This is a genomic window from Streptomyces violaceus (assembly GCF_036014075.1).
In the GTDB taxonomy this organism is placed as follows: domain Bacteria; phylum Actinomycetota; class Actinomycetes; order Streptomycetales; family Streptomycetaceae; genus Streptomyces; species Streptomyces violaceus.
In genome coordinates this window covers 3,353,116-3,365,401 of record NZ_CP107911.1, presented here as the reverse complement: position 1 = coordinate 3,365,401, position 12,286 = coordinate 3,353,116, and the positions used below count along the sequence as shown (strand labels likewise).

At 71.2% G+C, this 12,286-nt stretch carries 10 protein-coding genes and 2 pseudogenes; 6 read left to right on the top strand and 6 right to left on the bottom strand.

Annotation, left to right across the window (positions count from 1 at the left end):
• Positions 1-179 precede the first annotated feature (179 nt).
• Positions 180-854, top strand: coding sequence for an RNA polymerase sigma factor (locus OG542_RS14940; RefSeq protein WP_261684241.1), 675 nt, complete (start codon positions 180-182; stop codon positions 852-854).
• Positions 854-1,981, top strand: coding sequence for a hypothetical protein (locus OG542_RS14935; protein ID WP_328411327.1), 1,128 nt, complete (start codon positions 854-856; stop codon positions 1,979-1,981). Before OG542_RS14940 ends, OG542_RS14935 begins: the two co-directional genes overlap by 1 nt.
• Before the next feature lie 157 nt (positions 1,982-2,138).
• Here the strand turns inward: OG542_RS14935 and OG542_RS14930 are convergent, their stop codons facing one another.
• Positions 2,139-2,987: a L,D-transpeptidase family protein gene (locus OG542_RS14930; RefSeq protein WP_328411325.1), complete on the bottom strand. Its 849-nt coding sequence runs from the start codon at positions 2,985-2,987 to the stop codon at positions 2,139-2,141.
• Positions 2,988-3,136: 149 nt separating this feature from the next.
• Between OG542_RS14930 and OG542_RS14925 the strand changes: the two genes are divergently transcribed.
• Together OG542_RS14925 and leuE are read left to right on the top strand one after the other, a co-directional pair.
• The gene (locus OG542_RS14925) at positions 3,137-4,717 is read left to right on the top strand and encodes an acyl-CoA mutase large subunit family protein (protein ID WP_328411323.1); all 1,581 of its coding nucleotides are present in this window, start codon (positions 3,137-3,139) and stop codon (positions 4,715-4,717) included.
• A gap of 45 nt (positions 4,718-4,762) precedes the next feature.
• The gene (gene leuE, locus OG542_RS14920; RefSeq protein WP_328411321.1) at positions 4,763-5,416 is read left to right on the top strand and encodes a leucine efflux protein LeuE; all 654 of its coding nucleotides are present in this window, start codon (positions 4,763-4,765) and stop codon (positions 5,414-5,416) included.
• A 4-nt stretch (positions 5,417-5,420) separates the two neighbouring features.
• Here leuE and OG542_RS14915 read toward each other — a convergent pair.
• Positions 5,421-5,891, bottom strand: a pseudogene (locus OG542_RS14915) (aromatic-ring hydroxylase C-terminal domain-containing protein); the annotation flags it as partial.
• Positions 5,892-5,894: 3 nt separating this feature from the next.
• Between OG542_RS14915 and OG542_RS14910 the strand changes: the two are divergent.
• Positions 5,895-6,041: pseudogene (locus OG542_RS14910) on the top strand (TetR/AcrR family transcriptional regulator C-terminal domain-containing protein); the annotation flags it as partial.
• Between the two features lie 10 nt (positions 6,042-6,051).
• On the opposite strand, the gene OG542_RS14905 reads toward OG542_RS14910, so the two are convergent.
• The 4 genes from OG542_RS14905 to OG542_RS14890 form a co-directional block, all read right to left on the bottom strand.
• Positions 6,052-6,966, bottom strand: a complete 915-nt coding sequence (locus OG542_RS14905; protein WP_328411319.1) for a class I SAM-dependent methyltransferase — start codon at positions 6,964-6,966, stop codon at positions 6,052-6,054.
• A gap of 63 nt (positions 6,967-7,029) precedes the next feature.
• Positions 7,030-8,184, bottom strand: a complete 1,155-nt coding sequence (locus OG542_RS14900; protein WP_408057758.1) for an acyltransferase family protein — start codon at positions 8,182-8,184, stop codon at positions 7,030-7,032.
• A 229-nt stretch (positions 8,185-8,413) separates the two neighbouring features.
• On the bottom strand, positions 8,414-9,745 hold the full coding sequence (locus OG542_RS14895) for an alpha-2,8-polysialyltransferase family protein (protein WP_328411317.1): 1,332 nt from the start codon (positions 9,743-9,745) through the stop codon (positions 8,414-8,416).
• A complete protein-coding gene (locus OG542_RS14890) occupies positions 9,745-10,731 on the bottom strand; it encodes a glycosyltransferase family 2 protein (RefSeq protein ID WP_311127423.1) in 987 nt (328 codons plus the stop codon). The genes OG542_RS14895 and OG542_RS14890 overlap by 1 nt, the downstream gene beginning before the upstream one ends.
• A 198-nt stretch (positions 10,732-10,929) precedes the next feature.
• On the opposite strand from OG542_RS14890, the gene OG542_RS14885 reads away from it, so the two are divergent.
• Positions 10,930-12,276, top strand: a complete 1,347-nt coding sequence (locus OG542_RS14885; protein WP_328411315.1) for a DUF6716 putative glycosyltransferase — start codon at positions 10,930-10,932, stop codon at positions 12,274-12,276.
• Positions 12,277-12,286: the final 10 nt, after the last annotated feature.

Sequence of the window (12,286 nt, the reverse complement as noted above, 5' to 3'; positions counted from 1 at the left end):
CTGGGCGGACATGGACGGGGAGTGGTTTCAGGTCGTAACGTGCCTTTCGCGCCAACGCGGAGGCGGCAAGACCACCGCAACCACCTGCGGTCTTGGCACCGCAACCATCAATCGAGGAACCACGACGGCGAGAACCCGGTCCGCGAAAGCGGCGCCGGTTCGGGCGCATAAGGGGTGCGGTGCTGGGGGACGACGCGGAGCTGACCGCCGCGGTGTGTGCGGCACAGGACGGAGACGAGAACGCGTTCCGGACTGTGTACCGCGCCGTGCACCCGCGGCTGCTCGGGTACGTACGGACGCTGGTCGGCGACCCCGACGCCGAGGACGTGACGTCCGAGGCCTGGTTGCAGATAGCCCGTGACCTGGAGCGGTTCACCGGCGACGCGGACCGTTTCCGCGGCTGGGCCGCCCGTATCGCCCGCAATCGCGCGCTGGACCACATACGCATGCGCGGGCGCCGGCCCGCGATCGGCGGTGACGAGACCGAACTGACGGGCCGGGCCGCCGAGTCCGACACCGCCGGTGAGGCCATGGAGGCGCTCGCCACCGACGGCACGTTCTCCCTGATCTCCCGGCTGCCGCAGGACCAGGCCGAGGCGGTCGTGCTGCGGGTGGTCGTGGGGCTCGACGCGAAGTCCGCCGCGCAGACGCTCGGCAAGCGCCCGGGCGCCGTCCGGACGGCGGCGCACCGGGGTCTGAAGCGGCTCGCCGAGCTGCTCGGCGAGGACCCGGAGGCCGATCCGGAATCGGCCGGGGTGCTCGACGCTCTGCCGCCCCAGCGAGAACCGCGAGGCGGTGCGGTGACGTCCGCCGGTGTGACGCGAAGCGTCCCGCGGACGCAGAAGGATGTGTGATGGCCGACGAGCAGTACAGGTGGCTGGACCGCGAAACGGCGGAACGTTTGCTGAGCGGAGAGCCACTCGAAGCTGTCGACGGCGCCGACGCCGGCCAGGCCGAACGACTCGCCAGGACGCTCGGGGCGCTGTCCGCGTCACCCCCGCTGACCAGCGAGGAACTCCCCGGTGAGGCCGCGGCGATGGCCGCCTTCCGCAAGGCGCGCGCGGAACGCGCCGATGCCGCCGCGTCCCTCCCGGCCCCGCAGACCACGGGCGGAAAGGCCGCTGCCGAGGTCGTGGACGCCGGACTGGTCCGGATCGGAACCTCGCGCGGCAGCGGCTCCGGCACTGTCCGGCGGCCTCGCTGGGCCCGTCCCGCACGTCTCGCCCTGGCCGCCGTGCTGGCCGTCGGCATGGTCGGCGGGATCGCGGTCGCGGCCGGAACCGGAGTCCTGACACCGTTCGGTGGCGACGAGCCCGACCCCGGCTCCTCGGTGTCCGCCGCCGTCTCTCCTCCCGGACGCCCGCTGGAGTCGCCCTCACCGAGCGATCCCGTGCAGGGCGGGTCCATCCCGGACGACGCCCCGAGCGGCCCCGCGGCGGGCGGTTCCGGTGGCTCCGGACGGGGTGAGGCACGCGACGACGCGGCCCCGAAGCCCGGCTCCGGCGAGCGGGGTGACCGCCCGGGTGACAGCCGCAGGAAGATCACCTCCGCCTGCCGCGACCTCCGCGACGGCAAGCGGCTGAACGCCGACCGCAGGCGCGCCCTGCGGGACGCGGCGGGCGGCACCCGGGTGTGGAAGTACTGCAAGGGCGTCCTGTCCACGACCGGCTCCCGCTCCACGGACCGCGACGACGAGGACAGCGGCAAGGGCAGGCACAAGGACAACGACCGGGACGGAAACCGGGACAAGGAGAGGGACGGGGACCGGGACAAGGACCGGGACGGGGACCGCAAGCGGGACAAGGCCGAGCGGAAGGCCGACCGCCAGGCCGAGAAGCGCGCCGGGGAGCAGGCCGAGCTGCGTTCCGGGAAGCGGAACGCCGACGATGACGACGCGGACCGCGGCCGCGCCCGGCAGTCTCTCGCACCTCTGCGACCTGCGGTTTCGTACTCCGTGAAAATCTCCTGGCCGAGGGTGTGACGTTTTCGGCCGCCCGGGCGCAGTAATGAGTGAGCCGACTGGTCATCGGCCGTCGCACAGAGCCGGGGTTCCCCCCGTACCTACGGCTCGTGCACCTGAGCGCGGGCGGGACACGTTCCCCCGGTCCCGCCCGCGCCCCAACTTCCCTCCCGCGTCCTCACCAGGACACGACGACCTTGTCGCCGTTGCGGACCTGCGCGTACAGCTCCGCGATCGCCGCCTCGTCCCGTACGTTGACGCAGCCGTGCGAGGCCCCCGCGTAGCCCCGGGCGGCGAAGTCCGCCGAGTAGTGCACCGCCTGGCCGCCGCTGAAGAACATGGCGTAGGGCATGGGTGAGTCGTAGAGCGTCGACACATGGTCGCGGGACTTCCAGTAGATGGAGAAGACACCCTCCCGGGTCGGAGTGCCCTGCGAGCCGAAGCGGACGGCCATCGTCGACACGGTCCGCCCGTCGATCATCCAGCGCAGTGTCCTGCTGGTCTTGTCGATGCACAGCACCCGGCCCGTCGTGCAGCGCGGGTCCGGCGGGTCGGCCGGCTGGCCGCCCATCAGGTACAGGTCCCATCGGCCCGGCTCGCGGGTCATTCCGAGCAGCCGCTGCCAGGTGACGGTGTCGGTCCGCCCGGTGCGCGGCAGTCCGCGCTTGCCCTGGAAGCCGCTGACCGCCCGCTCCGTCTGCTCGCCGTACGTCCCGGTCGGTCCCTCGAAGAGCCAGGCGACCTGCCGCAGCCGGGCCTGGAGCTCGCGGACGTCCCGGCCGGTGGCACCGCGGGACCACAGCACGCGGGCCGGGGCTGGTGGTGCCGCGCTGGGCTTGCCGTCGTCGGGCGGGGCGGGGGCGGCGCTCGGGCTGCCGCCGGTCTGGGTGCGCGCCGGGGACGGGGTGCCGCCGGGTAATTCGATGTGCACCGGCGAGCGGCGCTTTCCGTCGCCGTCGGAGGGCTGCACCGTGCAGCCGGTCACCGCGGCCAGCGCGACGAGTGCCGCCGCGATCGCTCTCCCCATGCCCCTGGTACGCACGCGGCCCCCCGTTGTCTCACCGGTGTGCCCGGATGTCACCTGAGATGTTCCCCCGGCGTGACCCGTCGCGAACCAGGGGGCATGGTGGGGAGCGAGGTCCCGACCACCCACTGCTCGGCGGGAGGCATCACACCATGGCGCGTGAGTCGGAATCCGGGCTGCCCATCGAGCCGGTCTACGGACCGGAGACTCTCCAGGGCTGGGATCCGGCGGAGAAGCTGGGGGACCCGGGGGCGTATCCCTTCACGCGGGGCGTGTACCCGTCGATGTACACGGGCCGTCCCTGGACGATGCGCCAGTACGCGGGCTTCGGCACGGCGACGGAGTCCAACGCCCGCTACCGGCAGCTGATCGCCCACGGCACGACGGGCCTGTCGGTCGCCTTCGACCTGCCCACCCAGATGGGCCACGACTCCGACGCCCCGATCGCGCACGGCGAGGTCGGCAAGGTCGGCGTCGCCATCGACTCCATCGACGACATGCGGGTGCTGTTCGGCGGCATCCCGCTGGACCAGGTCTCGACGTCGATGACGATCAACGCCCCCGCGGCCCTGCTGCTCCTGCTCTACCAGCTGGTCGCCGAGGAGCAGGGCGTCAGCGCGGACCAGCTGACCGGCACGATCCAGAACGATGTGCTGAAGGAGTACATCGCCCGCGGGACGTACATCTTCCCGCCGAAGCCGTCGCTGCGCCTGACCGCCGACATCTTCAAGTACTGCCGGGCCGAGATCCCGAGGTGGAACACGATCTCCATCTCCGGCTACCACATGGCCGAGGCGGGCGCCTCGCCCGCGCAGGAGATCGCGTTCACCCTGGCCGACGGCGTCGAGTACGTCCGTACGGCGGTCGCGGCCGGCATGGACGTCGACGACTTCGCGCCCCGCCTGTCGTTCTTCTTCGTCGCCCGTACGACGTTCCTGGAGGAGGTCGCCAAGTTCCGTGCCGCGCGCCGGATCTGGGCGCGGGTGATGAAGGAGGAGTTCGGCGCCAGGAACCCCAAGTCGCTGATGCTGCGCTTCCACACGCAGACGGCCGGGGTGCAGCTGACCGCCCAGCAGCCCGAGGTGAACCTGGTCCGGGTCGCCGTGCAGGGCCTGGGAGCGGTCCTCGGCGGCACCCAGTCCCTCCACACCAACTCCTTCGACGAGGCCATCGCCCTCCCGACCGACAAGAGCGCGCGGCTGGCGCTGCGCACCCAGCAGGTCCTCGCCTACGAGACGGACATGACGGCGACCGTCGACCCCTTCGCGGGCTCCTACGTCATCGAGAGGATGACGGACGACGTGGAGGCCGCGGCCGTCGAGCTGATGGCCAAGGTCGAGGAGCTGGGCGGCGCGGTCGGCGCCATCGAGCACGGCTTCCAGAAGAACGAGATCGAGCGCAGTGCCTACCGGATCGCCCGGGAGACCGACTCCGGCGAGCGGGTCGTCGTAGGCGTCAACCGCTTCCGGATCGACGAGGAGGAGCCGTACGAGCCCCTGCGCGTCGACCCCCCCATCGAGGCCCGGCAGGCCGAACGCCTGGCCGCGCTGCGCGCGGAGCGCGACCAGCAGGCGGTGGACTCCGCTCTGGCGGCCCTGAAGAAGGCCGCGGAGGGTTCGGACAACGTCCTGTACCCGATGAAGGAGGCACTGAAGGCACGGGCGACCGTGGGCGAGGTCTGCGACGCGCTGCGGGAGATCTGGGGCGCGTATGTCCCCTCGGACGCCTTCTGACCGGCGGCAGGTCGAGTGTCGGACCCGCGTGCGACACTCCTTTGCATGCTCGGTGTCATCGATCTGCCCACCTACCTTGTGGGCCTCGTCCTGATCGTCCTGCTGCCCGGTCCCAACTCGCTGTACGTGATCTCCGTCGCCGCGCGACGCGGTGCGCGCACCGCGTATCGGGCCGCGGCCGGGGTGTGGTGCGGGGACGCGGTGCTGATGACGCTGTCGGCGGCCGGGGTCGCCTCGCTGCTCCAGGCGAACGCCGTGCTGTTCGGGATCGTGAAGTACGCTGGCGCCGGGTATCTGGCCTGGCTGGCGGTCGGGATGCTGCGCGCCGCCTGGGGGCTGTGGCGGACCCGCCGTGAACGGGTTGCGGACGGAGGTGCGTCCGGGGCCTCGCCCGATGAGCGGCCCTTCCGCAGGGCGCTGGTCATCAGCCTCCTCAACCCCAAGGCGATCCTGTTCTTCGTCGCCTTCTTCGTGCAGTTCGTCGACCCGGGATACGCCTACCCGGCCGTCTCCTTCGTCGTCCTCGGCGCCTTCGCCACGCTGGCCAGCGTCCTCTACCTCAGCGCGCTGATATTCGGCGGCACCCGGCTGGCCGCCGCCTTCCGCCGCCGCAAGCGTCTCGCCGCGGGTGCCACGTCGGCGGCGGGAGCCCTGTTCCTGGGCTTCGCGGTGAAGCTGTCCCTGGCGTCGAGCGCGTAGCGGCTCAGGCACGGCCGAACCGGGCGAGATACTCCGCGAGTCCGGTCGGCGAGTCTCCCGCCCAGCCGACGTATCCGTCGGGCCGTACGAGGAACAGCCCGGCCCCGTAGGCCCCGTGCGCCGGGCCGTGGACGGCCCGCACCCGCTCGCCGAGGGCGGGAGGCCGCGCCCCGCCCAGTGCCAGCAGCGTCCAGTGCGGTCCGCGGAACGCGTCGAAGAGGCGGGTCCCGTCCACCGTCCCGTCGGGTGCGCGGTCGCCGGCCCGTACCGGTCCGGGGCCGGTGCGTGTCTCCCGCGTGAGTGACGACGCGCGGTAGCCGAGGCCCAGCTGACGGGTGGCCTCGCCCCGCCGGGTCTCGCCGCGGTGGACGCTGGTGGACAGCCCGAGCATGCCGGCGTCGACGGGACGCCGCTCCTCCTCGTAGGAGTCGAGCAGGGCCGCCTCCGTGCCGTCGCGCAGTACCGCGCCCAGTTTCCCGACATGAACGAACGCGCCCGCCTGATGGCCGACTTTCCCTTGTCGGCCCAGGCGGGCGCGGAGATCTTCGAGGACTACGAACAGCACTTCGAGGAGGGACTCGCCCTCGTGATCGAGGGGATCGGGGCGCGCTACGGGGTCTCATGACACCCCGGCATCAGGAGCGCTTCGCGCGTGCCCGCCGTACGGCCCGGGTGACCAGGGGCGGCAGCAGGTCCTTGGCGAGCCTGCGCGCGCGGGAGGGGGCGGGACGGGCCGGGCGCGCCGCGCGGGACTCGGTGGCGGCCGGGGCCTGCGCCGGAGCGGGCGCCACATAGTGCCGGGAGGCCGGGAACGGCGGCGGCTTCATGCCCCTGGACCGGGCGCGGACCAGCCGGTGCCCGGCCGCCGACTGCACGCTCAGCCCGACGTCCGAGTGCTGCCGGAGCATCTCGAGCAGTTCCTCCTGGAGCGGCTCGGGATCGCCCCAGGTGCCGTACAGCTTCTGCGTGCTGAGGCAGATCGGGCGCAGACCGCGGTTGAGGACGGCCTCCCAGGCGGCGACCGAGACACCCGGGGTGTGCTCGGAGCGGAAGTCGTCGAGGACCACGATGCCCTCGGGCACCAGGATGTCGTGGGCCGCGCCGATGTCGCCGTGCACGTGCTCGTACAGGTGCGAGGCGTCGACGTGGACGAAGCGGCAGCTGGCCGGGGCCACCTTCTCGGACACCACGGAGCTGGGGGCCGCGATCACCGTCGGCAGGTCGTCGTGGAAGGAGAGGTAGTTCCGCTCGAAGATCTGCTGGGTCAGCGAGGCGTACGACTTCGCCGACTCCGCCTGGTTGGCCCCGTCCGGGGCGTCGCCCTCGAACAGGTCGCAGACCGTGAACTTCTCGCCGTCCTGGAGGTGATGGCCGAGCAGGATCGCGCTCTTGCCCATGTAGACGCCGAGTTCCAGCAGGTCACCCTTTATGCCCTGCTTCTGCTGCCGCTCCAGGAACCAGGTGAACAGCATCTGGTCCAGCGGTGGGAACCAGCCCGGTACGTCGGTGAGTTCGCCGGGGTGCTTGTCGGTCGCTTGTGCGTTGGTCATGAGACGAGCCTTCTCTCTGAGCGTTGCCCAAACCGACGGTCGGTTGAACGTCCCGTGAACAGCTCAGTGGTTCTTCGCCAGTACTGCCCGCAGCCGTGGCGTCAGGGGCTTCTCCACATACTGGTTCAGGAACCACGCCAGCAGCAGCATTGAGGCCGCGGTCAGGGCGAATGTCGCCCCGGAGGGCAGGCCCAGGCCGCGGTGCAGGGCGTGGATCACCACCCAGCCGAGGTGTTCGTGGACGAGATAGAACGGATACGTCAGCGCCCCCGCCACCGTCAGCCAGCCCCAGTTGGCCCAGCGCAGCCAGCCCAGGGCTATCGCCGCGACCGCCAGGAAGCCGAAGGTCACGACGAGGACGATGCCGGTCGAGGAGCGGTAGGAGAAGCCGTCCGCGTTGGCGGCGTGCCACAGGCTCTGCACCGCGTAGTGCTGCCCGATCAGCCAGCTCACGGCGACGATGCCCCAGGCGTAGGCGTCCCGCCGGTCGAGGTGGACGAGGTAGAGGCCGACACCGCCGATGAAGTACGGGGCGTACTCGGGCATCAGGACGATGTCGAGCAGCGGCATGTTCGTGTTGTCCGCGATCACCGCCGCCAGCATCCAGCCCGCGCAGAACATGATCACCCGGCGGCGGCTGGCCCCCGGGAGCACCACGCACAGCGCGAACAGCGCGTAGAAACGGACCTCCGCCCACAGCGTCCAGCACACCCCGAGCACCCGGTCCACGCCGAGCGGCATCTGAAGCATGGTCAGGTTGACGAGGGCGTCGCTCGGTGACACGGCCTGGTAGGCCACCACCGGCAGCGCGAACACCGCCGTCACGATCGCGACCGCCACCCAGTAGGCGGGCAGCAGCCGGGAGGCGCGGGAGGCGAAGAACGACTTCAGGGGGCGGCCCCAGCCGCTCATGCAGATCACGAATCCGCTGATCACGAAGAAGACCTGGACGCCGAGGCAGCCGTAGGCGAAGAACTCGTGCAGGGTGGGGAACTGGACCTTGGGCGAGCTGCCCCAGGCCTCGCCGACCTCACCGTCGCGACCGCCGTAGTGGTACGCCGCCACCATCAGCGCGGCCACCAGCCGCAGGCCGTCCAGGGCGCGCAGCCGGCCGCCGGAGCCCCTCTTGCGCCGCGGGGCGGTCGTGGCTCCCGATGGTTCGACCAGCACGGTGACCTCGGGCTGCGGCTTACGGGTGCTGACGACCGTCTCGGTCACGCTGGAACCTCTGTAGCTCGTATGTCCTTCACCTGAGCCGCCTGTGGGCGGGCAGGGCGCCGCCTGTCACCCTAGGACGGAAATTGACGCTAAAACGTTCGACGGAAACAGGCTTCGCCTTCCGGTTCCCATGGATTCATCTGGATGTCGGACACCGGCAGCGAAAACGCGGAGGCGCCGGTCCGCCTCTGCGGCGGACCGACGCCCTTGCGGTTCTCGGCATACGTTTTCAGCGGCGTACCGCCTTGCGCAGCGCCCTTGCCCGCCGGACTACCCGGCGTGCCGTGGAATTGCGCGGCAGGAATGCCAGCCGCTGCGGAATGCCGCCGGGCAGGCCGAGCGAGGTGAGCCGGCGCTTCTTGAAATAGCGCCGGGTGCGCGGGCCGAGATGCCGGCTGAGGAACTGCTCCGCCTGCGGGCGCAGGTCCGGGTAGATCTGCGGCTGCATGGTGAACCCGACGGCGGTGACCAGACCGGACAGCCGCTCGGCCGGCAGAACGTCGCCGTCCTGCCCGCCGTCCAGGTCGGGCAGCAGCGCGTCCGCCAGGGTGGTGGGGATCCGGTTGCTGTTCTGGTACGGCGTCAGCCGCTCCAGCAGCAGCTCGGTGCCGATGCGCGCGACCGGCAGGTCGTAGAACGCCCGGGCAGTGAACAGCGCGGTCGAGAAGCAGCCGACGACCAGCGCGGGCCGGGCCCGGTCGAACAGCACCTCGGCGAGGACGGGTGTGTCCAGCACGGTGAGGTCCACGCCGAGCTTCTCGGCCTCGGTCTCCAGCGCGCGGCTGTAACGGGCCGGCGCGGTCGGGTGCGGCTTGAAGACGACCGTGCGGTGTCCGCGGGCGACCGCGCCCCGCATCATCCGCACATGCAGGTCCTCTTCCTCCTCGGGGGAGAGGATGTTCAGCGCCGACAGGTACTGGCCGAGCAGCAGCGCCGCGTCGCCCGGCAGGGCGGGCAGCTCGGCCACGGTCTCGGTGACCTCGCCCAGCACCTTCAGGAACGCGGGCGACGGCACCAGGTGCGCCGGCACCTCGAACTCGGTCAGCAGCATCGGCGTGAGCCCCGGCACCAGATCGAGGTGCAGCAGCCGCCGCACGCGCGTGCCGACCAGCGGGTCGAGCTTGTTGCGCGTGGGGCCGTAGCTCATCAGCCCGTCGGCGTAGACGTCGATGGGGGCGTCGGTGAACAGCTGGGCCACGGTGAGGGCGGGCGCGACCTGGATGGACTCCAGCACCAGGCTCACACGGTCGTCGCCGAGGCCCCACAGCATCCGCAGATAGCGCTCGAACAGGGGGATGTCGTCGGAGCGCGGCGTCCAGGCCCCGGGGTGGAAGGGGCGGATCGCCTCGTTCCAGGACAGCACGTCGTCGAAGTGCTCGCGCAGCGGCGCGAAGCCCGGCATCTCGTCGAGGGCCGGGGTGGTCTCCGGGGTCGCGGAGTTGTTGAACACCAGCAGCACACGACGGTCGGGCTCGTCGAAGAGGTCCGAGTCGATCGCGGCGGCCAGGGTGGCGACGCCGTACAGCGTCGAGGCGCAGAAGATCTGAGTGGTCCCGGGCATCAGGCGGCCGCCTCCGTGGTGGTGACCCTGCGCCGCAGCCGCCGCAGCCTGGACGAGCGGTCCATGTCCATCGCCTCCAGTGCGTCACCGAGTGCGTCCTGCGGCATGCGCTTGATGGCCGCCGCGCTCATCGACCGCAGCTGCCTGGCCACGGCCGGTTCGAATCTGTCTTCGTTGGAGAGGTGGTGGGCGATGATCGCGCAGTAGGTCCGCACCGCCTTGGGCAGCAGCCGGCCGGCCTCCCGGTCCGACGCGGTCTCCTCGATCACCTGGTCGAAGGCCCGGATGAAGTCGAGCTGGCGGACATCGCCGATCTGGGTCAGCGACGAGGCCACTCCGCGCCGGTAGAACACGCCCAGCAGGCTCACCACGGCGAACGACTCCGCCTCACGGTGCAGCTTCCAGATCCACGGCCGGTCCTCGGCCGTGCGCAGCCCGTGGGTGAAGTGGAGCACGCCCTTGTCGAGGAGGCGGCGGTGGTAGGCGCCGGCCCAGGCGTAGGCGTAGTCCACCGACGTCGAGCGGTGGGCGGGGAGGATGGCGTCCCGCGGGCTGAACACCTCCCAGCGGCGGCCGACCGGCACCCGGCTCACGGAACGGGCGCGCGCGGTGGCCTGGACATGGTCGGTGCGCACGAAGTCGCATCCCAACTCGTCCATGGCGGACACCAGTTCGGTGAAGTAGCCGGGGGCCAGCCAGTCGTCGCCGTCCAGGAACGTCAGGTACTCGCCCTGGGCCGCGTCCAGGCCGGTGTTCCGGGCGGTGGCGAGACCGCCGTTCTCCTCGTGGCGGATGTAACGCACCTGGGCGACATCCGAGAGGTCCTCGGCCGCTCGTTCGAGAATGGCCGGGGTTTCGTCCTTCGAATGGTCGTCGACCAGGATGAACTCGAAATCACGGTCGGCGTTCAGCCGGAGGCTTCTGAGGGTGTCCGGGGCATATTGCTGCACGTTGTAGAACGGCACGATCACGGAAAGCTTAGGCACCTGCAAAACGTTAGGAGCCCGCCCGGCAGCGCAACTTTCCGGTGAACGTACACCGGGTGAACTCAATGTGTCAGAACGGTGCACCCCGTGTACTTCAGGCCTTCCAGCGGGCCAGTTCGGCTCTCGGTGGGGTGTTGTTAACTTTTCGTTGAGTCGCGGTTCCGCCATACCTCGGATTCGCTTCCTAGCGTCATCGACGTGCCAGCAAGTACACCGAAGCGCCCGCGAATCGCCGTCCTCGCGGACTCAGACACCCGATGGAAATGGGGTGCGCTGACCGCGGACCGCATCGCCCCGGGCCCGTCCATGGAAGCCGGACCGCGCGAGGGCGCGCAAGTCCGCCCCGCCCTCGACGGCTTCCTGCTGCGCGGCCGGGCGACGCCCACACCGCGCCAGCTGGAAGAAGTGGGCGTGCGTGCCGACTCGCTGCGGGAGGTCACCGCCGTCGAGTTCCTGCGCGCCATGGAAGAGGGGTCGTACGACCTCCTGGTCCTGGCCCTCGTCGGCGGCGGTGTGCAGGCGATGCTGCACGGCCTGGCGCGCGTCTGGCAGGACCGCACCGCGCGGCCCGTCGTCGTCACCGGCTACGTCGGTGTCGTCTACGAGAAGCTCGCCGACGGCCTGCTGCTGCGGCACGGCGCGGACCTCGTCCTCGCCAACTCCCGTCAGGACGCGGACCGCTTCCGCGCCGTCTACGACGGAGTGGGCGCCGACGCCTCGTCGGTGACCGAGGTGGCCCTGCCGTTCCTCGGCGGTGCCCCCTACACCGGCGAGCACGACCCGTACACGGTCGTCTTCGCCGCCCAGCCCTCCGTCCCGGACAGCCGCAAGGACCGTACATACCTGCTGGACCGGCTGGTGCGGCACGCCCGTAAGCACCCCGAGCGCGAGGTGCTGCTGAAGCTGCGCTCCAAGCCGGGCGAACACACCACCCACATCGAGGAGTTGCCGTACCAGAAACTGGTGCAGCGCCTCGATCCTCCGGAGAACTTCCGCCTGGTCTACGGGAACATGGGCGAGGTCCTCGACCGCACCGACCTGCTGGTGACGGTCAGCTCCACGGCCGCCCTCGAGTCGCTGCACCGACGGGTCCCGACCGTCGTCCTGACCGACCTCGGTATCCGTGAGTCGCTCGGCAACCACCACTTCGTGGGCTCCGGCTGCCTCGCCTCCTGGGACCAGCTGGACGCCGGGCACCGGCCCACGCCCGACGAGGAGTGGGTCGCCCGGCAGGGCGTGGTCGCCGACGGATCGTACGAGTCCGCGTTCGACGCGGCGCGCGAACGCATCGCCAAGCTGCTCGACCGGCCCGGCGGCATGCCCCCGCTGGCCCCGTACTACACACCCGTCACCGCGCCCGGCTATCTGCCCGGGATCCTCGCCCGCCACCACCTCGGCCCGGACGGCACCCCGCTGCCCGGCGCGCCCGCCGCCGACAAGGAACCCGGACCGGTCCGGCAGGTCGTGCGCCGGGCCGCGCGCGGCGCCTACCGGCACGGCGTGCAGCGCGTGGCGCCCGTCATCCGGCGGATGGGCGAGCTGTGAGCCGCCCCGA

Excerpts from the sequence above, each read along its gene's own strand:
- OG542_RS14935 (WP_328411327.1), top strand. The coding sequence starts at position 854 with ATGGCCGACGAGCAGTACAGGTGGCTGGACCGCGAAACGGCGGAACGT.
- OG542_RS14930 (WP_328411325.1), bottom strand. The coding sequence starts at position 2,987 with ATGGGGAGAGCGATCGCGGCGGCACTCGTCGCGCTGGCCGCGGTGACC.
- OG542_RS14925 (WP_328411323.1), top strand. The coding sequence starts at position 3,137 with ATGGCGCGTGAGTCGGAATCCGGGCTGCCCATCGAGCCGGTCTACGGA.
- leuE (WP_328411321.1), top strand. The coding sequence starts at position 4,763 with ATGCTCGGTGTCATCGATCTGCCCACCTACCTTGTGGGCCTCGTCCTG.
- OG542_RS14905 (WP_328411319.1), bottom strand. The coding sequence starts at position 6,966 with ATGACCAACGCACAAGCGACCGACAAGCACCCCGGCGAACTCACCGAC.
- OG542_RS14895 (WP_328411317.1), bottom strand. The coding sequence starts at position 9,745 with ATGCCCGGGACCACTCAGATCTTCTGCGCCTCGACGCTGTACGGCGTC.